The organism is Sphingobacterium sp. E70, assembly GCF_019285695.1.
GTDB classification, from domain to species: Bacteria; Bacteroidota; Bacteroidia; order Sphingobacteriales; family Sphingobacteriaceae; genus Sphingobacterium; species Sphingobacterium detergens.
In genome coordinates, this window is the sequence record NZ_CP079104.1 from 607,816 (window position 1) to 628,521 (window position 20,706).

At 40.9% G+C, this 20,706-nt stretch carries 27 protein-coding genes and 3 pseudogenes; 8 read left to right on the forward strand and 22 right to left on the reverse strand.

Annotation, left to right across the window (positions count from 1 at the left end):
• Positions 1–31 precede the first annotated feature (31 nt).
• Positions 32–1,360, reverse strand: a complete 1,329-nt coding sequence (locus tag KUH03_RS04450) for an inositol-3-phosphate synthase (protein WP_120260811.1) — start codon at positions 1,358–1,360, stop codon at positions 32–34.
• 624 nt (positions 1,361–1,984) lie between these two features.
• Between KUH03_RS04450 and KUH03_RS45270 the strand changes: the two are divergent.
• The 3 genes and pseudogenes from KUH03_RS45270 to KUH03_RS45280 form a co-directional block, all read left to right on the forward strand.
• Positions 1,985–2,488, forward strand: a pseudogene (locus KUH03_RS45270) (CocE/NonD family hydrolase); the annotation flags it as partial.
• Between the two features lie 59 nt (positions 2,489–2,547).
• Positions 2,548–2,958, forward strand: a complete 411-nt coding sequence (locus tag KUH03_RS45275; RefSeq protein WP_306429694.1) for a CocE/NonD family hydrolase — start codon at positions 2,548–2,550, stop codon at positions 2,956–2,958.
• Complete coding sequence (locus KUH03_RS45280; RefSeq protein WP_306429695.1) at positions 2,910–3,710, forward strand: CocE/NonD family hydrolase; 801 nt, start codon at positions 2,910–2,912, stop codon at positions 3,708–3,710. Before KUH03_RS45275 ends, KUH03_RS45280 begins: the two co-directional genes overlap by 49 nt.
• A gap of 131 nt (positions 3,711–3,841) precedes the next feature.
• Here KUH03_RS45280 and KUH03_RS04460 read toward each other — a convergent pair whose 3' ends face one another.
• Together KUH03_RS04460 and KUH03_RS04465 are read right to left on the reverse strand one after the other, a co-directional pair.
• A complete protein-coding gene (locus KUH03_RS04460; protein ID WP_257096683.1) occupies positions 3,842–4,726 on the reverse strand; it encodes an MFS transporter in 885 nt (294 codons plus the stop codon).
• Positions 4,711–5,046: a hypothetical protein gene (locus KUH03_RS04465; protein WP_257091746.1), complete on the reverse strand. Its 336-nt coding sequence runs from the start codon at positions 5,044–5,046 to the stop codon at positions 4,711–4,713. The genes KUH03_RS04460 and KUH03_RS04465 overlap by 16 nt, the downstream gene beginning before the upstream one ends.
• 409 nt (positions 5,047–5,455) lie before the next feature.
• Here KUH03_RS04465 and KUH03_RS04470 point away from each other — a divergent pair, with 409 nt between their 5' ends.
• From KUH03_RS04470 to KUH03_RS04485, 4 genes are all read left to right on the forward strand, one after another.
• The gene (locus KUH03_RS04470) at positions 5,456–5,986 is read left to right on the forward strand and encodes a helix-turn-helix domain-containing protein (protein WP_257091747.1); all 531 of its coding nucleotides are present in this window, start codon (positions 5,456–5,458) and stop codon (positions 5,984–5,986) included.
• 423 nt (positions 5,987–6,409) lie between these two features.
• Complete coding sequence (locus KUH03_RS04475; RefSeq protein ID WP_257091749.1) at positions 6,410–6,868, forward strand: NYN domain-containing protein; 459 nt, start codon at positions 6,410–6,412, stop codon at positions 6,866–6,868.
• 129 nt (positions 6,869–6,997) lie between these two features.
• Positions 6,998–7,615 (forward strand): OST-HTH/LOTUS domain-containing protein, encoded by a 618-nt coding sequence (locus tag KUH03_RS04480; protein ID WP_257091750.1) that lies wholly within the window; start codon positions 6,998–7,000, stop codon positions 7,613–7,615.
• Positions 7,616–8,383: 768 nt separating this feature from the next.
• Positions 8,384–8,878, forward strand: coding sequence for a hypothetical protein (locus KUH03_RS04485; protein ID WP_257091751.1), 495 nt, complete (start codon positions 8,384–8,386; stop codon positions 8,876–8,878).
• A gap of 5 nt (positions 8,879–8,883) precedes the next feature.
• Here the strand turns inward: KUH03_RS04485 and KUH03_RS04490 are convergent.
• Positions 8,884–9,632: pseudogene (locus tag KUH03_RS04490) on the reverse strand (DUF2625 domain-containing protein).
• 140 nt (positions 9,633–9,772) lie between these two features.
• On the opposite strand from KUH03_RS04490, the gene KUH03_RS04495 reads away from it, so the two are divergent.
• Entirely contained in the window at positions 9,773–10,309 is a 537-nt protein-coding gene (locus KUH03_RS04495) for a YfiT family bacillithiol transferase (RefSeq protein WP_257091754.1), read from the forward strand.
• Positions 10,310–10,375: 66 nt separating this feature from the next.
• On the opposite strand, the gene KUH03_RS04500 is transcribed toward KUH03_RS04495, so the two are convergent.
• From KUH03_RS04500 to KUH03_RS04585, 18 genes and pseudogenes are all read right to left on the reverse strand, one after another.
• The gene (locus KUH03_RS04500) at positions 10,376–10,513 is read right to left on the reverse strand and encodes a hypothetical protein (protein ID WP_257091755.1); all 138 of its coding nucleotides are present in this window, start codon (positions 10,511–10,513) and stop codon (positions 10,376–10,378) included.
• A gap of 215 nt (positions 10,514–10,728) precedes the next feature.
• Complete coding sequence (locus KUH03_RS04505; RefSeq protein WP_257091756.1) at positions 10,729–11,049, reverse strand: hypothetical protein; 321 nt, start codon at positions 11,047–11,049, stop codon at positions 10,729–10,731.
• A gap of 156 nt (positions 11,050–11,205) precedes the next feature.
• Entirely contained in the window at positions 11,206–13,182 is a 1,977-nt protein-coding gene (locus KUH03_RS04510; RefSeq protein WP_257091757.1) for a WG repeat-containing protein, read from the reverse strand.
• Between the two features lie 8 nt (positions 13,183–13,190).
• Positions 13,191–13,604 carry a hypothetical protein gene (locus KUH03_RS04515; protein ID WP_257091758.1) on the reverse strand — a complete coding sequence of 138 codons (414 nt, stop codon included), beginning with the start codon at positions 13,602–13,604 and terminating at the stop codon, positions 13,191–13,193.
• A complete protein-coding gene (locus KUH03_RS04520) occupies positions 13,601–13,861 on the reverse strand; it encodes a tetratricopeptide repeat protein (protein WP_257091760.1) in 261 nt (86 codons plus the stop codon). The genes KUH03_RS04515 and KUH03_RS04520 overlap by 4 nt, the downstream gene beginning before the upstream one ends.
• A gap of 32 nt (positions 13,862–13,893) precedes the next feature.
• Complete coding sequence (locus KUH03_RS04525; RefSeq protein WP_257091761.1) at positions 13,894–15,348, reverse strand: WG repeat-containing protein; 1,455 nt, start codon at positions 15,346–15,348, stop codon at positions 13,894–13,896.
• A complete protein-coding gene (locus tag KUH03_RS04530; protein WP_257091762.1) occupies positions 15,345–15,665 on the reverse strand; it encodes a hypothetical protein in 321 nt (106 codons plus the stop codon). Before KUH03_RS04530 ends, KUH03_RS04525 begins: the two co-directional genes overlap by 4 nt.
• 145 nt (positions 15,666–15,810) lie before the next feature.
• A complete protein-coding gene (locus tag KUH03_RS04535; protein ID WP_257091763.1) occupies positions 15,811–16,086 on the reverse strand; it encodes a hypothetical protein in 276 nt (91 codons plus the stop codon).
• Entirely contained in the window at positions 16,041–16,274 is a 234-nt protein-coding gene (locus KUH03_RS04540; protein WP_257091764.1) for a hypothetical protein, read from the reverse strand. Before KUH03_RS04540 ends, KUH03_RS04535 begins: the two co-directional genes overlap by 46 nt.
• Before the next feature lie 68 nt (positions 16,275–16,342).
• On the reverse strand, positions 16,343–16,633 hold the full coding sequence (locus KUH03_RS04545) for a hypothetical protein (protein WP_257091765.1): 291 nt from the start codon (positions 16,631–16,633) through the stop codon (positions 16,343–16,345).
• Positions 16,634–16,857: 224 nt separating this feature from the next.
• Positions 16,858–17,460 carry an NUDIX domain-containing protein gene (locus KUH03_RS04550; protein WP_306429696.1) on the reverse strand — a complete coding sequence of 201 codons (603 nt, stop codon included), beginning with the start codon at positions 17,458–17,460 and terminating at the stop codon, positions 16,858–16,860.
• A 104-nt stretch (positions 17,461–17,564) separates the two neighbouring features.
• A complete protein-coding gene (locus tag KUH03_RS04555) occupies positions 17,565–18,011 on the reverse strand; it encodes a hypothetical protein (protein WP_257091766.1) in 447 nt (148 codons plus the stop codon).
• A gap of 40 nt (positions 18,012–18,051) precedes the next feature.
• The gene (locus KUH03_RS04560; RefSeq protein WP_257091767.1) at positions 18,052–18,477 is read right to left on the reverse strand and encodes a hypothetical protein; all 426 of its coding nucleotides are present in this window, start codon (positions 18,475–18,477) and stop codon (positions 18,052–18,054) included.
• A gap of 63 nt (positions 18,478–18,540) precedes the next feature.
• Complete coding sequence (gene nadE / locus KUH03_RS04565) at positions 18,541–19,323, reverse strand: NAD(+) synthase (protein ID WP_257091768.1); 783 nt, start codon at positions 19,321–19,323, stop codon at positions 18,541–18,543.
• A complete protein-coding gene (locus tag KUH03_RS04570; protein ID WP_257091769.1) occupies positions 19,313–19,468 on the reverse strand; it encodes a hypothetical protein in 156 nt (51 codons plus the stop codon). Before KUH03_RS04570 ends, nadE begins: the two co-directional genes overlap by 11 nt.
• A complete protein-coding gene (locus KUH03_RS04575; protein WP_257096686.1) occupies positions 19,465–19,824 on the reverse strand; it encodes a hypothetical protein in 360 nt (119 codons plus the stop codon). The genes KUH03_RS04570 and KUH03_RS04575 overlap by 4 nt, the downstream gene beginning before the upstream one ends.
• Positions 19,825–19,877: 53 nt before the next feature.
• Positions 19,878–20,291, reverse strand: a pseudogene (locus KUH03_RS04580) (hypothetical protein); the annotation flags it as partial.
• Positions 20,263–20,706: a hypothetical protein gene (locus KUH03_RS04585; RefSeq protein WP_257091770.1), complete on the reverse strand. Its 444-nt coding sequence runs from the start codon at positions 20,704–20,706 to the stop codon at positions 20,263–20,265. The pseudogene KUH03_RS04580 and the gene KUH03_RS04585, both read right to left, overlap by 29 nt.

Genomic DNA, 20,706 nt, shown 5'->3' on the forward strand with positions numbered 1-20,706 from the left:
GAAGCAATTATTCCCCTTTTATAAAGGTAATTTATTGAATACTGTCTACTAACTCTTGGTAATAATCTAATCCCAAGTGCGTAATCAAATCCTCGCCCATAATATGACGCAAGGTATTTTGCAACTTCATTAATTGTTTGAAGATATCATGCTCAGGAGGTAAACCTGGTGCAGTTTGTGGGGATTTCAAGTAGAATGATAACCACTCTTGGATACCTGACATGCCAGCACGTTGCGCCAAATCAATAAATAATGCCAAATCCAATGCAACCGGAGCCGCTAAAATTGAATCCCTACATAAGAAATTAATCTTAATTTGCATTTTGTAACCTAACCAACCAAAGATATCGATGTTATCCCAAGATTCTTTGTTGTCCCCGTGAGGTGGATAGTAATTGATACGTACTTTATGGTATAGATCACCATATAGTTCAGGATTCTTTTTCGCATCTAAGATTTCTTCCAATACGGATAATTTAGAAACTTCTTTCGTTTTGAAGTTTTCAGGATCATCCAATACCAATCCATCACGGTTACCTAAAATATTTGTTGAGAACCAACCTTCAACGCCAAGCGCTCTTGCCTGAAGACCAGGAGCAACAATTGTTTTCATCAATGTTTGACCAGTTTTGAAGTCTTTTCCAGCAATTGCAACACCATATTCATGAGCTAACTCAACGATCGCAGGAACGTCACATGTCAAGTTTGGTGCACCATTAACATAAGGAGCGCCTTCTTTTATAGCCGCATAACAATAGATCATGCTTGGCGGAATGCGTTGATCGTCATTATCCAAAGCCTCTTCTAATTTTGCAATTGTTGAGAAAGCTTCGTTTGTTTCAATATAGCGTTCAGTAGAACCACACCATACTAATACGACACGGTCTAAGCCGTTTTTTTCTTTAAATTCGCGAATATCACGTTGTACGGCATCAGCCAATTCGCGACGTGTTTTCTCTGATTTGATGTGCGTGCCGTCCAAATTTTTAACAAAATTGCGATCAAACACAGCTTTCATTGGTTGAATTGCTTCCAATTCAGCTTTTACAGCATCAAGTTGGCCTTGTTCTAACACCTGTGCTTTTGAAGCAGCTTCATATACGTTATCTTCATATACGTCCCAACCACCAAAAACGACATCTTCCAACTTTGCCAAAGGGACGAAATCCTTGATTAAAGGATTTCTATTCTCCGTGCGCTTACCTAAACGGATTCTGCTCAATTGAGAAACAGATCCTATTGGTTTTGAAAAACCTTTGTTTATAGATGCCACACCAGCGATCAATGTTGTAGCCACAGCACCCAATCCCGGAATAAGAATCCCCAATTTACCATTGGCATCTTTCACTTGTTGTCCCATATTAATTCTATATACTTAAATTGTTATTTAATTGATGTTTTATGATAAAATAATTCTTAAAATTAGCTTAAAAAAACATATTTCATATCCATCGTCACTTTATTTATAAAATCATGACAATTGCTGTTTCGATGCCTATTCGAAGGCAAAAGAAACGAGATGAAATGAATAAGCAGCCCGAGCTTATATCGTCCATCTCACTGAAATATAAGGTATTCGATCATAGTTGCGAAAACAAAATATAATCATAACTAATTTAACTCAATATATTAACATTAAAAAACTAATCCAAATACAATTCGAAAAAAAGTTATTCTTTCTAAAAAATTGGTCAATTTTTCTTTTTCTATTCTATATAAATATGACAATAAAATTGGAAAATGACTTCGGGAGCGTTACCTTTAGGCTGATAATTGATGAAACCGTCGTGAGTTTAGGCTAAACGACTGTAAGATGTTTATGTAAACCATGAAAAATCAACATTCCTAAATAATTATTTCAATGAAAACTACCATTTCGTTTCTGGCTTTAGCATTGTTAACCGGGAGCCAGCTCCATGCACAGACTGCCACAGATTCCGCTTATGTTCGGGATTATTATGAGAAAACCGAAGTAACGGTTCCGATGCGAGATGGCAAGAAATTGTTTACCGTAATCTACAGCCCCAAAGATAAATCCAAGAAATATCCAATTTTATTAAACCGAACACCTTATACCGTGGGGCCTTATGGCCAAAATGAGTACAAGAAAAGTTTGGGTAACTTCCCATCGATGATGCGGGACGGCTATATCTTTGTCTATCAGGATGTCCGTGGAAAGTGGATGAGTGAAGGTGATTTTGAAGATGTTCGACCAACAAACCTGAGTAAAGATAAAAAAGCGATCGACGAGAGCACAGACACCTATGACGCTCTCGAATGGCTACAGAAAAACGTGAAGAACTACAATGGAAAAGCGGGTCTCTATGGGATTTCCTACCCGGGTTTCTACTCCACAGTGGGGCTAGTCAAGACCCATCCCAGCCTCAAAGCGGTCTCGCCACAGGCTCCGGTGACCGATTGGTTTATTGGGGATGATTTTCACCACAATGGTGTATTATTCCTGCAGGATGCTTTCACATTTATGTCAACATTTGGTGTGCCACGTCCAAAACCGATAACCCCGATCAATTCAAAAGTAACATTCAGATCAACGAGGTCGATAAATATAATTTTTTCCTTGAAGGCGGAACCGCCAAAGAGCTCAAAGAAAAGTATTTTGGCGATTCGGTCAAATTCTGGAACGACCTCTTTAAGCATCCCAACTACGATGAGTTTTGGAAATCACGTGTCATCACCAATTATCTACAAGATGTCAAACCAGCTGTGATGGTTGTTGGCGGTTTTTTTGATGCCGAAGATGCCTATGGTACATTTAAAACCTATCAATCTATTGAAGAAAAAAGCAAAACAAATAATTCGATTTTGGTTGCGGGTCCCTGGTATCACGGTGGATGGGTTCGCGCAGCAGGAGATCATTTGGGCGACATTCAATTTGAGAAAAAACAAGTATCACCTATCAGGAAAAATTTGAACAGCCCTTTTTCAGTCACTACTTAAAAGAAGAAGGTAGCTTCTCTGCTGCCGAGGCCAATATCTTTATTTCGGGGAGTAATGAATGGAAGCAATTCGAACAATGGCCACCCAAAAATGTCGAGACAAAAAAACTTTATTTTCAGCCACAGGGCAAACTTGGTTTTGAGAAAGTCCAACGCACGGATTCATGGGATGAATATGTAACGGACCCCAACAAACCTGTTCCGCATCAAGGCGGACTCATCCAAAACCGTACACGCGAGTACATGGTCGATGATCAACGTTTTGCCGCCAATCGCCCCGATGTCATGGTCTACCAAACAGCAGCTTTGACCGAAGACATTACCATTGTCGGCCCGATCAAAAACTTCCTTAAAGTATCATCAACAGGTACCGATGCGGATTATGTTGTTAAACTCATCGACGTTTATCCCAATGATGCCCCCAGTTTTGAAGGAAAAACAATGGCGGGATACCAAATGATGGTTAGAGGCGAAATCATGGCTGGAAAATACAGAAACGGCTTTGACAAACCACAGGCGCTGACTCCCGGTCTCGTGGAAAAAGTAGATTTTGTGATGCCGGATGTTGCGCACACCTTTAAAAAGGACATCGTATCATGGTTCAGCTACAAAATTCCTGGTTCCCATTGGCGGAACGGAATCCACAGGTATTTATGGAACCCTATACTGCGACCAAAGCCGACTTCCGTAAAGCAACACAGCGCATTTTCCATGATGTCAATAATGCGACCTATATCGAATTTGACATCTTAAAAGATTAAATCGAGGTGAACCAACTTGACAATATCAACAAGTGGTTCATGAGTAAGCTATCCACATAGACAGCAGCCCCATTATTTTAAAATAATGGGGCTGCTAGCATTTACCAAATGTTGTTTACGCGATTATGATTCTTCCACGAATTTATTTTCTGCCGCTTTTATTCCTGTCAATAACAACAGGACAATACTAGCCGCAAGAAAATAAAAGGAGTAGTTCCAGGATGGGTCTATCTCATGCAATTTTCCAAAAATCGGTGGGCCGAATGCAGCAATCAAATACCCGACTGATTGCGCCATTCCCGAAATTTTGATTGCATTCGCTGTCGATTTTGCCCTTAAAAAAAAAAAGAGAATAGAAAGGCTAAACGACAGGCCATTGGAAAGCCCTAATAATATGGCTGCAACATAGATCCCATCTAGCTTATATAAAAAGAAGATCAAAATGCTGCCCAACATACCCACCGCAACAGCAACAGCCATCAGTCGCTGATCTTTCATTCGGTGCGCAATAATAGGCCCGACAAACATAATGGGGATCATTGCAATCTGGATCAAAAACAACAACCAACCGGTGTCTTTGGCAGCCATCCCATAATCGACCAATACCTTGGGCAACCAGGAAATCAAACTATAATAAACCAATGATTGAATTCCCATAAATATACTGATATACCAAGCCAATCTGGATTTAAAAATATGCCCAATCCCAGTCTGCACTTGCTTTTTCTGCTCCGGAATAACATTCTTCTGCCCACGTAACTGGTCAAAAAAACAGCAATAATCGATCCTATCGCCAACACTACCCAAACACCCAGGAACCTCTCCATCCAAAGCCAGTCCATTCCCCAGACGTAGACTAAAGCCTGATGCGAATGCTGCCGTCAAGTTCATCGCTACAGCAAAAATACCAGTCATCAGCCCGATGTTATTGGGAAAACTGGTCTTAATATATCCTGGAGCTACAACATTACCCACACAGATTCCTAAGCCGATCATGACGGATCCCACAAACAAAGAGGCTGTACCGCCCCTACCCGCACAATGATGCCCACAGCAAGGACAATCAATCCAAACAACAAAAAACGATGCATACCCTGAACGTGGGAATACTTACTCACCAGGACCGAACAACTTGCAAACATAAAAAGAGGAAGTGCCGTCAATAAACTACTTTGAAAGCTATCTAATGTAAGATAGTCACTGATCTGCCCCAAAACAGGCCCCACAGCCGTAATCGGCGATCTCAGATTCGTTGAAACTAAAATAACAACCAATACAGACAACCAGCTCCAGGATACAGTGTTTGATTTTTGCATATTATTATTCATATAAATTATTTATTTCTTGGGTGTAATAGCTAATGTTTAGCGGATGGATCCTTCCACTAGTATACGGTATTACCGCATGATGAATACACCTACAAGATGATTTGTTGCAAAGATATATTTAGTTATTTAATTAAATTTGCCATTGATTTAATTTATAACGACATGGGCTGTTCCAATCATATTGATACAATTGATAATATAAAAAATCTAATTTTGTCTGGTTCGAAGAAAATTGGGTTCACGACGATGCGTTACATACCCATCGTAAGGCGCAGTTGATTTACGTCGAGCAAGGTTTTCAATACCTCACCGTTGAGGGAAAAATGTACCTCCTCCCCAGAATCATGTGGCGTGGGTTCCCTCAAATGCTTTACATAAGACCAATTCACATTCCGAGAGTATCAAGTTAATGATCGTCTTTTTTGATATCGAACAGGAAGATCCATTTTTCGAAAAGGTTCAAATATTCGCTGCTCCGAAGGTGTTAAGAGAGATGATCCTATATGCCGAAAAATGGTCAAAATTGACGGAAGAAAATGAACATGAAACAATTTTCCTTCGTGCACTCCTTAACGAACTCCCCGCCTTCGGATCCCGCTTATTGCATCTAGAAATTACGCTGCCGAGTGAAAATAGATTACAGATAGTCTTAAATCACCTACACGACCACTATACCCATCCTATTAAGATGGAAGAAATTGCGTTATTATCCAATCTTTCCCTGCGCACGATCGAACGATTATTTAAAAAGGAAACGGGAATGACACTGGTTAAATACCAGCAATTGTTGCGGATAATTAAAAGTCTTGAATTATTAAGCACAGGTGAACTGACCATATCCCAGATTGCCTACAAAGTTGGGTACCAAAGTGTACAGGCTTTTACAAATAGTTTTTATGCTGTCATGGGTTACCGGCCCTCCGCTTTTATTGAGCTTTAACGGCATAACAAGAAAGTGTTTGTAGTTTTTAGCTACAAAATTTAAGCGATTCATTAAAAATAATAAACAACATTTGCATATGTGTAAAATACACACTATCTTTGTTGCATCATAATTTAGGTTTATAATTGGTTATTTAAGGTTTTCATTCTCCCCGTTTGAAAACCTTTTTTTGTCCCTATACTTCCTATTAAATTCTATTTTACGTACCTTTTATGGCTGATCCTGTTATAATCTCATGTATAAAATAGGGCAGGAAATCTTACTAAATAGCAGCCTTCAGAAAATCATCATTCAAATTAAATTCTTAAAAAATTCAATAATTCTTCAACAATAGTGTATTTTTAACCATATGTTCAAAATAGGAGAATCCTATTTCGTAACATAAACATACAAATACATCGAAAATATAAATAAACACATATGGCAGAGCATGGGGATTTACAAATCGCAATATTAATCGATGCGGATAATGTTTCTTATCGAAAGATCGAAGAGATTCTGAACGAAGTCAAACGCTACGGTATCCCGACGATCAAACGGATCTACGGTGACTGGACCAATCCTTATGTCGAAAAATGGAAGGATAAGCTCCTCACCCATGCGATAACCCCCATCCAGCAGTATAGCTATACCCAAGGTAAAAACTCCACCGATTCAGCTCTTATTATCGACGCGATGGACATCCTACATTCCGACAGGGTCGATGGCTTCTGTATCGTATCGAGCGACAGCGATTTTACAAGATTGGCAACCCGTTTAAGAGAATCGGGTAAGTTGGTGATCGGTATTGGAGAGAAAAAACGCCGAAACCTTTCATCGCTTCTTGCGACAAATTTATTTATGTTGAGATCTTTGAAAAGAATCCAAAAAGGAACCTAATACAAAGAAAAAACAGCAGAATCAACCCAAAGCGGCACCTGTAGACAATCCAACCAGCATAGCTGTGCTTGACGAAGAGACACTGGAATTATTAAAAGACACCGTTGATGACACCGCAGATGAAAATGGATGGGCATTTTTAGGGAAATTGGTAGTCTTTTCAATAAAAGAAAACCAGATTTTGATGCGCGAAATTATGGTTACGATAAAATGTCCCACCTTTTTAAAGCCTATACAGAGGATTTTGAAATCGAAGAACGTAACACGGATAAATCGCGAATAAAACATTATTACATTCGAAATATTATCAAACGACCTTTATCTGCTGTCAGCTCATCACCAACAGATGCAGACAAAAAAACAGTAGCAACCACTGACGCAAAATCACAGGAAGTTACGGCAAAACCTACCAATCAAAATGCACGAAAAAAAGGTCGCCAAAATAAAAAGCCGCAAGATGCAGTGGTAGCGGAAAATCCTCCCAAAGAGCTTCCAGCAGTTCAACACAAAGAGGAACAACAAGCAGTAGAAAATATCGCTCAAAATGATTCTCCCAATCGTATGTTATTTCCAGCAGCAGGAAATAAAATTACGGCGGATGACACAAAAAAGCGCAAATCAGAATTACGAAAGATTTTAAGCCTCTATTTCCAACGAAATCACAAAAGCTCCGGATCGTTATTGATTCCAATGAGTATGAGTGCAATTTCACGTACCGTGGTCGTGGATTCCATGTCCTTAAACTAGGAAAAGAGGCCGCAACCCAACTTGGACTAGCGGAAGGTATCCAGCTAGAAATTACGAAACTCAACGAGCATACCTATACACTCCAAAATCAATCCCGCTAATTTTAGCGCCAGATGAACTGAAAAAACACTTGAAGTACAGATTGAACCCAAGATAATTGTTCAATCTGTACTTCAAATGATACAAAATCTTGCACGTTCTCATGTACCTATTGCATCAGCAGCGTCTGATCCAGCAGCAGATTAAAATTCCCTGAAAACAAGGAGTATATCATCACTATTTTCCAGCTATATTTGTTTATATTCAGAATGACCTTAGACATTATTTAAGGATGATGACCCTGATAAAAAAATCCAAGGCAGACTAAATATCGGAACTGATGTACCGACAAATAAGATCATTCATTCTTGTTTAATACAATGGAGATAAAAAGGCTTTCAATTATATATGGGTACTAAGCAGTACCCTCATAGTTCTCGCATGTGGGCAACGTGGCGCCGCAGATTCAGCGCAACCGTCGACTAGTGAAAATAATCACACGGACGTTCTGCCTTATGATTCCACAACGCGTACAATTCATGTACTTGTCGCATTATGTGATAATACTTATCAGGGAATCGTACCTGTTCCCAAAGCAATCGGTAACGGTCAGGATCCGGCCAACAATCTTTATTGGGGCTGCGAATATGGTATAAAAACTTATTTCAATCGCAGTAAAGATTGGAAATTTGTAAAAAGTATAAAGCAAAAGGTGCAATCCTCGAGCGTTTGGTCTATAAACACAGATCTGAAAACTATTACCTTGTTGCGGATGCCTATGATGGCAAAGAGATCAAGCTATGTACAGTTGATTTTCTCCGAGGCCTTCATGGCCAGCTAAAAGATACACTACAGGTAGACAACAAGATTATCGGAATAGCAGGCAATGCAAAACTCAATGCTTATATCGGACATGATGGCCTTATGGATTTCCAACTAGACCAGCGTTTCAAAAACACCGACCGCCAAAAGCGGAATGCGATTATCCTCGCTTGTTATAGTAAAAAGTATTTTGCACCTCATATCGATAAGGAAACTGTAAACCCCATTCTCTGGACAAGCCATTTGATGTGTCCAGAAGCCTACAGTCTCCATGATGCGCTAACAGGGTATATAAACGGAGAAAGCAACGAACAAATTCAGGAAAGAGCAGCAAAAGCCTATTCCAAATATCAGAAATGTAGTCTCCGTGCGGCAAAGAACCTGTTGATCATCAACTGGTAACAGGTTTATCTTCCACTGGCAAACTCCATCGTGAAATGGTAGTTTTCGTCAATAGGCACTACTTTTCTATCAACCTTGCGCAGATCACGTGCTTCTTCTGTCCATAGAAAAGGATAGAATGAAAACACCTGATTTCCATCCAATTTTGTACATCTTCAGCCCATTCCTTCCATCTAAATGTTTCATAAAATTGACGGATGTCACCCTTCAATGTCCAATAAATAAAATCAGAATAGCCGCACTCCAAACTTTCCCATTGCAAGGTGTCCTGTGCAAAATAATAGACCTGTCCTATGCCCTCGCCCAAAGCTCCAGCATTAATCGCGAAATATCCGCCCAAAACATCATCGGCAATTAACAAAAAACCACCTTTCTCCCCTTCTTTGTCAAAGCTTTTCCCTTTGTTCCACTCCATGATACCTCGATTCAATTTAGTCGAACCAGAGCCTAGGATCCGTAGCCATCCGCCATCGATGAGTATTCCACCGGTTTGATGAATAATAGCACCCATAGGTGATTTTGTGGTCATCTGAGCTCGTAGTAACTCCTCATCTGCCCGTTTTGGATTTCTGGGCAGTACCTCATAAGAATTGCTTGCTCCCTTCATCCATTCTTCGACCAGACCCCATCCTGAATCTGTCGGATTAATCAACTCATTTAGACTCTTCATTCCTTGTCTTTTATATTCAAAACAAACCATACTTACTTCCCTTACGACCTCATCTGCCGTAGAAAGAAGAATAAAGCGACGCATCTTGAATTGCCGAAATTACCACAATTCTTCCTGTCATCCAAATCACATAAGTTCATTAACTAAAGTCCAAAACAGGATTTAACCGTTACTTTACGCACAAAACATAAGAACATTGAAGCAATTTTCGTTAAATTTAAACCATGCAACATGAATTAGAAAAACTTAGGTATCCCATAGGCCGCTTTGCCGTACCAGATCATATAGACAAGCAACTACTGAATGATTGGATAAAAACAATCGCAGATTTCCCCGCGCGACTCAAATCCGAAGTCAGCGACCTGCCAGATATCGCTTTGGAGAAACGATATCGTCCAGACGGTTGGACCATCAGACAGGTGGTGCATCACTGCGCTGATAGCCATATGAATAGCTTTGTCCGTTTTAAGTTAGCGCTGACAGAAGATGACCCTACGATAAAACTCTATGAAGAAAACCTGTGGGCCGAACTTCCGGATTCAAAACACAATCCAATCGAAAGCTCCCTTAAATTATTAGAAGGCTTACACCAACGTTGGGAAATCTTGCTTAAGAGCCTGAGTGATGAGCAGCTTGAAAGAGCCTTTATTCATCCGGTTACAAAACGGTATATTTCCCTTAAAGTAAATATAGGTCTCTATGCCTGGCATTGTAATCACCATTTGATGCATATCGTCAACGCAAAAAATAGATCGGTCTAACGATAAAGTCTTATTTTCAGGTAACTGCCAAAAAAATCTATGCGCCCCCTTGAGAATTACCTATTCCTAGGCCATCAGCGACAGCGTGATCATAAAGGCACCAAAGGCTCCCAAAGCAAGGCCTACGATACCGGCGATCAAAAATGTCCGCAGATAATAGCCAAACGTTTTGGTCTTTTTCTGGACGATATGGATAATCCCCACAATCAGGGAATAACCTGCACCTACGCCAAAAAAATAGCATAAAGGCTAGGTCGATCAGCATACCTGTGAAATCTAAATTCGCAGAAGATAACATCGTGCAGGTTATTTTTTCTTTTTAAACAGTTTACTAAAAAGGATGAACTACTATTTTCTGTAGGTTCGTCCTTTGCTTCTACTCCCCACTTTTCTCATTCGCCCAAATCAACAATTCGGGTTCAATATCCAAGTCGTGTTGTCGGGCAAAGTTCGACCAGTAGGCATGTTTTCCTGATCCATAAAGTCGGGATCATTTTTATAATAACCCAATAAGCTTTCTGTAGCAGACTCATAAACACCATAATGATTTGCCCGCTCAAAATAATGAACGGCTTTTTACTGTCCTTTTTAAATTTTAACCCCGCATCATACATCAAACCGTAATAAATATTGGAATAGCTATCCGCTTTATCTTTCTTCAGATAAACAAGTAGACGGTCATAGTCATCTAAACTATAATAAATCGAAGCAATATTGCGATTATTTTCAACCAGCTTCAATTCCGCTTTTTGTAGTAATCCAATGCTTTTTCGAGATCTTCCTCTACATAGGTCCCACTAAAATAGAAATAACCCAAATTGGATAATGCATAGCCATTCCCAAGGTCAGCCCCTTTGTTATAGGCCTCAAAAGCTTTTTTAGATCCGAAGTATAACCTATTCCATGCTGATAAAGATAACCGATGCTATTCCAAGAAGCTGCATATCCCTTTTCGGCGGACCGCTCATAGTATGCAATTCCTTTTTCAGGTCCAGAAAACGTTTATCTTCATTATCGGTATCCGTATAGATATTACCAAGTTCATACATACTGCTTTCATTGTCCTGATCAGCTGAAAATGTAAAGTAACGGATAGCACTTTCGACGTCTCCATTTCTGCAGCAATCCATGGCCATGTGATACAAGGTATAACTATCATAAGCAGATTCAAAATCTACGCCCCGATCCGCTTTCCACTGGGTAAAAAAATGATCAAAAACCTCGAGCTCCTTCCCTTCCAGCTTGTCCAATGCCTTGATATAATATCCATACTGATCTTGGGGCACCTCTTCCAATCCCTCATATCCTTTATTGAACAGTTTGCGGTCGCGCAACATCATTAGATCTTGATAATGCCGTACACTACCACAGATGAAATCGAAGGATTCACTCAGTTCTTTGCTATCAGTATCGTAGTAATAATACCCGCCCACCTGATCTTGCAGGATAAAATAGTCCATCAGCGCATAGCTGATCGTGGCATAATATGCTGACAATGGTAGCAGCCAGCTTTTAGTCTCCGTGTGATAGATTCCTCTTTCCGATTCGGTTTCGATGATATAACAATTATAGGCACCATTACCAAAATCGGCACCTCCCTGTATAGATTTAATCGTCAGATCTTGCAGAAGAAAATCCCGACTAGCGAGGTCATACAGAAAATATTTGCCTTCCGAAAGGTAATATAATGCGCTGAGCCCATTCATGGCATTTAGCACAGCCACATCTTTTACCAAAAGGGAGCCGTCTGCTGCATGGACTGATTTCTTTTTTTTATTGTTTAAATTGACCGCGTAAAAATCAAACAACAATTCGTTCAAAACCCCTTCTGGATATTTGCCCAATAGAACACCTTGATTGGAATAATATTTACGTAGTTTGCTGTTTGCTATCGGCTGATAAATAAAACCCTCGTAGTCTATTTCAAAAGGTTCATCAGAACCTTCCGTATGAAAGCCCTTACCTTCGGCATCGATAATGTCATATTTTCCGTCCCGCTGTCCCTGATAGAATCCATAAGCAAAATCGTCCAAAACCGCATAGTTCAAGGGAATAATTGTAGCGCCAGTCTCCACGTCCACCAAGCCATGCTTGCCCGCTAAACTCACTTTTCCTACAATGGTACCACGGCCGCTCTGTACAGGCGCTGCAGAGGCGTACATACAAGGGATGGTCTCTTCGCCCTTTCTATTTAAATAACCAAACAAACCTTCTTTCGCAACAACTGCAAAGCCATTGTAATCAAAGTCTCCGATCTCGTCATAACAGGGTTCAACTTTCACCTCAGCCTTCGCATTCCGGATTCCCCAGCGTCCATTTTCTTCAAAAAACTGGTTATCAAGACTATCAATCGCTTCCGTATTCCACCAGCCCAATCCATAGTTGCTCCACTCAGCCTCTAACATCGCTAAAAAGGAATCATAACCTGAACGGCTCAAGATAGGATAAAGCGCTGATAACGACTGCTTCTCTATTGCTTTTTCGTAATACAGGTTCTTCTCATAGATTTCAAAAGCAAAATCCTTTGCTTGTTGGCTATGTTTCACCTCAGACATATTAAAAACATCACGCGCATTGATCTGGAAGCATTCAAATGGAAGTCCATGCAGAAAATCGAACATTTTTTCGATGGTCAATAGGACAGCAGCATTGGATATCAAGTTATACTCCTGAATAAGCAGATCGAAGAATCTCCTTAATCTTAAAACACCCGCTTCTTTTTCAGCATATACCAAGGTACCTTTTGCTTTTGGATTTGCGGCAAACAGGGGCAGCAACAAATCTGGAATGACATAGTTCCATTCACCCAAATAAGCATGGAAATACTCCTGATCTTTTTTATCCGTGTTATAAATATAAATTCGATGTGCCATATTCTTTTTTATTCTTCAATATCAACGTCATTGTTTTTGGCAAAATCCAACCAAAAGTTGTATTTAGCGGCATCTGCAAACGCTCCATTTTTATAGTAATACAAGAGACGATTGACGGCATAAGCATAGGTAGCGTTTTCGTTTGCCTGTTCGTAGTAACGCAGCGCCTTTACCATACTCTGTTTTACGCCCCAACCTTCTTCATACAAAATCCCATAATAAATTGCAGCATACTGTCCCGCTTTATCCTTTTTCAGATAACGTAAAAGATTAGTGTAATCTTTCTGTTGATAATAAATTTCAGCTATCTGTGCATCGTTGTCGATGCCTTCTTTTTCAGCCTGCTTAAAATAATACAAGGCTTGCCCATAGTCCTGTTCAAGATGTTCTCCTTCATAATACCAGTGACCAAGATTGCTCATTGCTTGCGTTTCCCCAGTGCCGCAGCTTTTTGGTAAGCTTCTAAGGCTTTGGGAATGTCAAGCGGCAGACCAAGGCCCGTAGCATAGATGAACCCTAAGTTCGTCCAAGCTTGCGCATGATCCTGTGCGATAGCCTGCTTGTAGAAGCCGATCGCTTTAGGAATATCCAGAAAATCTTGATGATCTGTATCGCAATAGATATTGCCAAGAAGGTATTGGCAGTCGGCACTACCTCGGGAGGCACCGATAGTCAACAAAGGTATAGCCTCGGCTATCTTACCGGCCCAATTTAGTTTCCGCGCTTTTTCGTATAACGTATCGTTATCAAGATAAGATTCGTACCCCGCTCCTTTTCGTTTTGTCCATGCTTGATAAAATTGTACAAAGTAGCTCTGGTCAGCTCCTGCAAATTATATTTTTCGGCATACAAACGGCCAAATGCTGTTTCAGGAAATTCAGCGACATTTCGTTTTAGATCTACATAAAACAGCCTTTCTCCTTTAAATAAAAGTAAGAATTCACCTTCGCTTCGTTCCGGATGAGGATCATGAATCGGCGCACTGACATAATCGTAAAGTTCGCTACAGAAATTCACTTTGGTATCAAAATAGCGCATTCCTTCGGATTGTTGGATACGCATAAAGTCCATATAGCAATATTCGATTTTTAGATAAGCCGGATCAGGTTCGAGTAGCCATTGATCAAGATAAGCTTCATATATCCCTTGCCCTTCGGCACAGGCGACAACAAAGACATCTTTTCGTAAGTTTTTAATGCTATCGACCAAGATTTTAGCAATAGATCGATCGACTAAGCGGAATAGATCATGCGCGAGTGCGTAAATCTGCCATTGTTTATTTTTCAGGTATGCGATGCTACGATAATCATCCAGGACGATGATACGGTCAATCTCTTCATCCAGCACAGTACCATCAGGCTTGATGATTGAAATCTTGCGCTGCAACTTATTGGGTTTGATCCAGAAATAGGCGTTGGGAAGAGCCTGTAGGCTATCTTCCAGAAAACTACCCAAATAGTGACCATCCATACGAAAGTATTTCCGCTTCATGGTCCCTTTTTGCCGCTTATAAAAAAGCTTACTGTAATCGTATCCAAAAGGTTCATCCGCCGATTCGGTAATAACCTGTGTTCCATCAGCAGCAAAAAGAAAATAGTTATCACCTTGCTTTGCATTCAAAAAACCACGGGCAAACCAGTCCAAATCATCATAGGCAGCAGGTAATGAAAGTTGTTTGCTATCAATATTCAATATACCTCGTTTCCCTTCGATTTCAACCTCAGCATAATTAATCCCATCGATAACACGCGCGTCAAATGCCTCAACGTACTGACAGGGTACGATCTCCTCTCCCCGATCATTGATGTAACCAAATAGTTGATCCAGTTCAGCCACAGCAATCCCCGCTTCATTGAACTCAAATAGCTCATCATATTTCGCAGCGACCCGAATATTTCCAAGAGCATCCTTTAATCCTTGTTTTCCATTTTCTTCAAAGACTTCGGTTCCCTCCTGCTGAAAAGCATGTTCTTCCCACAAACCCAAACCATAGTTAATCCAGTCTGTCTCGAGCATTTCCAGAAAAGTATCATAGCCTGATAATTGCAAGATCTTCTGAAGAGGATCCAAACGCTGCTGCTCAAGGGCCTGTGTGTATAAAGCTCCCGTCGTCCTGATCTCATCTACCCAGTCACTTGCCTGTGCTGTATGTTTTTCTACATTCATATTGAAGACATCCCGTCCATCGATTTGAAAGGTATCGAATGGCAAACTTTCCAAAAATTCAAACATCTTGTTGACCGGTTCTGCATACTTCTTTTGTAATGCAATTGATAAACATCAGCAAGCAGCGCATAAAAATAGCGTAACCTTGCAATACCGTCTTCCTTATTGGCATAGAGCTGTGTTCCTTGGGAACGGATACCCGAAGAAAATAGCGGGAACATCAGAGCTGGAATTTCATAATTCCATTCGGCCAGATGTGCTTCAAATGTTTCTTTTGTTTTAGGATTTACGTTATATATATAAATGCGATGCGCCATAACCTTATTGCCCGATAGTCTTAAAATAGATCGCGCTTACCTCAATAGATGAAAACGGCAAGCACTGTACCTGATGCAGTAAAAATACAGCTATTATTAAATATTCTGCTTAGCGGAAAACAGGGATTTTTCCTTTTGCTAATTCCTACTTGCAAGGGCAGTTTGCCAGGAAAAGCAATTTGAGATTCGATGCATCCCTATTGATGACATCAATTTTCGGAAATAATATCCAGTCTATAGAAACCCGCTCGCTTATCGTGCGGTGCCCCATAGAAAAATTCCGAAAGTATAGCTGCTGATCTCCTTTCCAAAAGATCTCTTTTAGGGTACATAGTTCAAAGTTATCATTCCAGTCCAGGGGAATCTGCGCATAGGTCAGATAGACCTCATTTTCCTTTTTTGCAAAAAGTAACTGGAACATTCCTGCCCGTTAAACATGCCATTCAATCTATATTTCTTATGCTTAGAGAAATAGACATAGTCTAAATTGCCGATTTCTTCGATATCCCATTTCCCCTGACGCAAATCAAGTGCCTGATCTGTCGTATGTCCTCCTTCCAACAACAAAATCTCTTCAGATGGAAAATATTTTACAAACATATTCTCCAACAGATCAATGGCACCTTCTGTTTTTCCGGCCGTTAGTAAGCGACCATCATTAAGTCGTACCTGAGCAATTACATCCCCTCCACCAATGTATCAATTTCCATGGCCTTACCTGGAATATAGTCTCCAAATACGACACGGCCCTGCAATAGCTTTTTCGCGACTTTTACATCGCTGATCGAAGCGATGGTATCTCTCCTATAATCCGTCTTTTGCTGTTCCTTAAAAAAGCTGATGGAATCTATCTTATAAATTCTGATCATTTTATCCTGAAAGACAAGCGAATCGACCGCTGGCTTTTCGCTTACAATAGCCTCCTTTATTGGAGGAGAAACAGGATTTTTACCTTGTTTTGTTGACATGCCATACATAGCGACAAAACAAGACCAGCGCAATAAAGTACTTTTTCATACAACAGATAATTCACCATTAAGATATTTCAATCTAATATCGTATTTCAATCACATAATAGGAAAGGTAAGTCAATTTAAGCGCTGTGACAATCGATATTCGACTTGTAAACGCTAAATATTGAAATGGATAAAGGCTCATGTTGTTTCATGAGCCTGATGGATAAGGTAAATTGTCAGATTTCGAAGTAAAATCCTGTTTCTTTGAGTTCTTCGTATTTTTCTTTATCAAAACTATAGATTTTTGCTGCTCTGGCATGTCTATCCTTTTGCATGTCGCTATGGTCGATCAACAGATCCATGCTCAGTATCTTTTTGCGAAAATTACCGCGATCTATCGAACGCTGCAGAATTGTTTCATACAATTTGTGCAGGTCAGGTAAGGTAAACTGTGCCGGCAGCAGTTCAAATCCGATGGGCTGGTAACGGATTTTACCTTTGAGGCGTTCGACCGCAACAGACAAGATCTGCTGATGATCGAAAGCCAAATCAGCTACCTCCTCCAAACTAAACCATTGCACCGCATCGATATCAAGTCCAGCCTCCAGGATATATTCGTTAGGTTTAACTAAGGCATAATAGGCAATACTGATGACCCGTCCCCGGGGATCACGGTTTAAATCCGAAAAGGTATAGAGCTGCTCAAGAAAGATATTGCTGAGTCCAGCTTCTTCGGACAATTTACGTAGCGCACATTCATCCGCAGTTTCATCCTCCTGAATAAAGCCACCGGGAAATGCCCATTTCCTAAGTAAGGTTCTATCGCCCGTTTGGTTAATAACAGTTTAAGTTGATTTTTTCAAAACCAAAGATTACACAATCGACTGTAACGGCGGGTCTGGGGTATTCGTAGTTATATGTTTTTGGAGTACTGACCATCTTGTTATAAAATTACGTCTGTGGACTTTTTGATCTGTATGCCGTATTTTTCATGCAGTGAATCAAAAGCCTGCTGTGTAGATTCTTCGAAACCAGCAATAGGTGACATACAGTCTATCAGTAGGGTAATGCGGGACGTAATCGCTTTATCCGCCGCAAAATATTCCAATATCTGCATTGCAGATGCCAATACACAGTGACTTGATGCCTGTCCAGCGATATAAATGGCATCGTAGGCCTGGATAGCCTCGAGCACGGCATGATTGACAAATTTATTGTCATCGTATTCGGCTTTGATGATACCGTACATTTCAGTGTAGGGATCCTGTCCTTTATAAACCAATAGGGGTTTGACTTGACGTACAGCGCTGTGAAAATAGAGCATATTGGTAAATTGACTTTCCAATTGCGCCCCGAGCTGCCCTCTAAACAATGATAGGGCCAGATGCAAAGCTCCTTTTTCCCTTCGGTTTCTAAATTTTTAAGATACGCTAGAGATTGTTCAGCTGTGTCCGCATTGGCGACAGTCCATGTTCCATCGATAAGATCCTTGTGACGGATGACCGTAAAAGGTTTGGGCTGATTTCTTGCTTATCCACCCACCAGTCTGCATGGAAAATCTGCAGCAGTGAATGACAGTCAAGGCTGCACATGACCTGTGTCAGAGAATCCATGTTGTTGTACATCCATTGAGTCAGCCGTTGTACATCAGCACGCGAACCAGCTACCGGTAGACTGCCAATGGATTCCATAAAATCGTTCTGTACATCAATCGCCAAAAGCAGTGTACGCTTTTTATCCGATGCAGCAGGCAGGATTTGCTCCTGCCCAACCAATGACAATATGGACGGAATATGATCCCTTTTTTCGGATGCGATCTCTCTTACATCAACAATCTGTTCATATCTTGTTTTCATCTTCAATAATTATGTATTGTATGTGTCCTAAACCTAACCTTTTCCTATCAGCTCTACTTTTTACTAGCCTTTGAAAGTTGGAATCGCAGCAAACTTATGAGCAGATTGTTGTTGACGTCTACGGATCAGTTCATCTATCGTCGGCTCACCGGATGTTCCGGTCAGAATAAATCCGTCAATCTGTGCATAGCTCATGCCCAATTCTTCTTCATCTGTCTGTCCTTCCCATAGACCTGCTGAAGGACTCTTATATTGAATGGATTCGGGGACACCTAGGTATTTTGCCAGTGTATATACTTCTTGCTTGGTCACCATAGCCAAGGGATTAAGATCATAAGCGCCATCTCCCCATTTGGTAAAGTAACCTACGGTCGCTTCGGCCATATTGCCGGTACCGATCACAAAACGGCTTCCCAATTGTGCAAATTGGTAGAGGTAAGTCATGCGGACCCGTGGCCGGATATTGGCTAAGCTCAAGACACGGTTGGATTCGCTTGAAGCTGCAATATAGGCTTCGTTATTGATCGTCAGCGCATCCACCGCTGGTTTGATATCAAAGATATGGTAGGGAAAATCAAATTTTTCAATAAGCTCCATCCCATGTGCATGACTCTTGCTATTGTTCATGTCACTACTATAGGGCATCATCACTAAATGGACATCTACTTTCGCCAAGTGGCATAAACAAGCAACCACACTACAGTCAATCCCGCCGCTCATGCCCAGTACCAAACCTTGACGGTTTGCCGCATTCACTTGTCCCGCAATCCATGATGCCATTTGTTGTGCATACTGTCCAACGTTTTCATCATTGATGAAAAACGGTTTTCCTAGGTTATTTTCCATATACTCTTATTGATTCTGTTTGTAATCTATTTCTTATTTCCTTAAAGCTAGCTGTGCTGACAAAGGCCCCATCCACAAAACATTCTTTGAGCAGGTTGCTATCATTCAATTGTTCGATGGTCGTTGGATTGAGATCGTCTATCAAGCGAAAATCATTGTTTTCAAATACAACGGCAACCATACCTTTTTGGGATTTCTTAAAATTACCGGTGTCTGTGGCCGGTCTTTTTGAATAGCTTTAAACTGACCGTCCACAATTTCGGCCGTTCCCTTTAAAGCGAAGCCAAAGGTATCTCTTGTGACATACTGATAGGTATAGGATCCTATTCCAAGTATTGTGTTGGTCGAGGCAAAACCTTTCGCCATCAAACCTTCGCAGATCTTAGTTGCCCGTTCCACAGTGATGGAGTCGCCATAGACAACACCAATATGTGGATCAAGTTCTTTGAAGCCTTTCGCATTGACCGTCCCGCCAAAGAGTTCAAATAAACGGTCGACAATCCCTTTTGAACTGTTTCGTGATCAGCTTCCGGATCACCACAAATAATTTTAACAGGATCGCCACTGTCTGGTCGAATGACAACTTTTCCTTCCCGTCCCATGATCAGGTCTTTCAATTGTGGCAATACGTGATCCACAACATGCCATAGGTCATAGGTATCGGACACAATAGAAATGTTTCCGCTGGGGTAAACCTCCGTAATCAAATGTCGGAAGGCTTCAACCTCCTGTTCACCGTAAGAACACATCACACTATGCTCTGTTGAAGGCGTGTACATCATGACATCACTTGTGGCTGCGTAATAGGTTTTGAGGTATTCCCGAACAGAGAGTGTTGCGGAAACGCCGAAGCTTAGTAAATGTCCACCTGCAGTGCGATAAGCGGTTTCAGGCGATCCCATACCACGCATTGAGAAGTCTCCAGCTTGGGTGAATACTTTATTGATATCGCCTGTTTTTTTCAGCAAAACCTGTCAACAATCGCTTGTATTGATCGGCGATAGTCGCCGCGGTCATTGGCGACCAGATATAAGCAGAGAGTTGCGTTTCAAGATAACCTGGCAACCAGAAGAAATCTGGATGGGTATTCTCGATCGTAAACATCGGCACGCCTATCGGTACGAGACTCCCCTCTTTCAAAGCTTTCACCTTAATCGGAAGATAGCCCAAACGATGTAAATCGCGTATATGTTGTGACTGATGTGTGCGCGCAAAATTGCTATTGGTCATCGCGAAAACTTCACGAATGGCTTCTTCATACTGCGCAACAACTGTATCCTCAGGTTGGGTGAAAAAATATTCATCGAAAGAATTACTGATCTCCGCCAGAGCACCTTGCAATCCAAAGAAGGCAACATGGCTTATTCCTGCGATCCGGGACAT

Excerpts from the sequence above, each read along its gene's own strand:
- KUH03_RS04450 (WP_120260811.1), bottom strand. The coding sequence starts at position 1,360 with ATGGGACAACAAGTGAAAGATGCCAATGGTAAATTGGGGATTCTTATT.
- KUH03_RS04465 (WP_257091746.1), bottom strand. The coding sequence starts at position 5,046 with ATGAATAATAATATGCAAAAATCAAACACTGTATCCTGGAGCTGGTTG.
- KUH03_RS04470 (WP_257091747.1), top strand. The coding sequence starts at position 5,456 with ATGATCGTCTTTTTTGATATCGAACAGGAAGATCCATTTTTCGAAAAG.
- KUH03_RS04475 (WP_257091749.1), top strand. The coding sequence starts at position 6,410 with ATGGCAGAGCATGGGGATTTACAAATCGCAATATTAATCGATGCGGAT.
- KUH03_RS04480 (WP_257091750.1), top strand. The coding sequence starts at position 6,998 with ATGGGCATTTTTAGGGAAATTGGTAGTCTTTTCAATAAAAGAAAACCA.
- KUH03_RS04495 (WP_257091754.1), top strand. The coding sequence starts at position 9,773 with ATGCAACATGAATTAGAAAAACTTAGGTATCCCATAGGCCGCTTTGCC.
- KUH03_RS04510 (WP_257091757.1), bottom strand. The coding sequence starts at position 13,182 with ATGGCACATCGAATTTATATTTATAACACGGATAAAAAAGATCAGGAG.
- KUH03_RS04515 (WP_257091758.1), bottom strand. The coding sequence starts at position 13,604 with ATGAGCAATCTTGGTCACTGGTATTATGAAGGAGAACATCTTGAACAG.
- KUH03_RS04525 (WP_257091761.1), bottom strand. The coding sequence starts at position 15,348 with ATGAATGTAGAAAAACATACAGCACAGGCAAGTGACTGGGTAGATGAG.
- KUH03_RS04530 (WP_257091762.1), bottom strand. The coding sequence starts at position 15,665 with ATGGCGCATCGCATTTATATATATAACGTAAATCCTAAAACAAAAGAA.
- KUH03_RS04535 (WP_257091763.1), bottom strand. The coding sequence starts at position 16,086 with ATGTTCCAGTTACTTTTTGCAAAAAAGGAAAATGAGGTCTATCTGACC.
- KUH03_RS04545 (WP_257091765.1), bottom strand. The coding sequence starts at position 16,633 with ATGTCAACAAAACAAGGTAAAAATCCTGTTTCTCCTCCAATAAAGGAG.
- KUH03_RS04560 (WP_257091767.1), bottom strand. The coding sequence starts at position 18,477 with ATGAAAACAAGATATGAACAGATTGTTGATGTAAGAGAGATCGCATCC.
- nadE (WP_257091768.1), bottom strand. The coding sequence starts at position 19,323 with ATGGAAAATAACCTAGGAAAACCGTTTTTCATCAATGATGAAAACGTT.
- KUH03_RS04585 (WP_257091770.1), bottom strand. The coding sequence starts at position 20,706 with ATGTCCCGGATCGCAGGAATAAGCCATGTTGCCTTCTTTGGATTGCAA.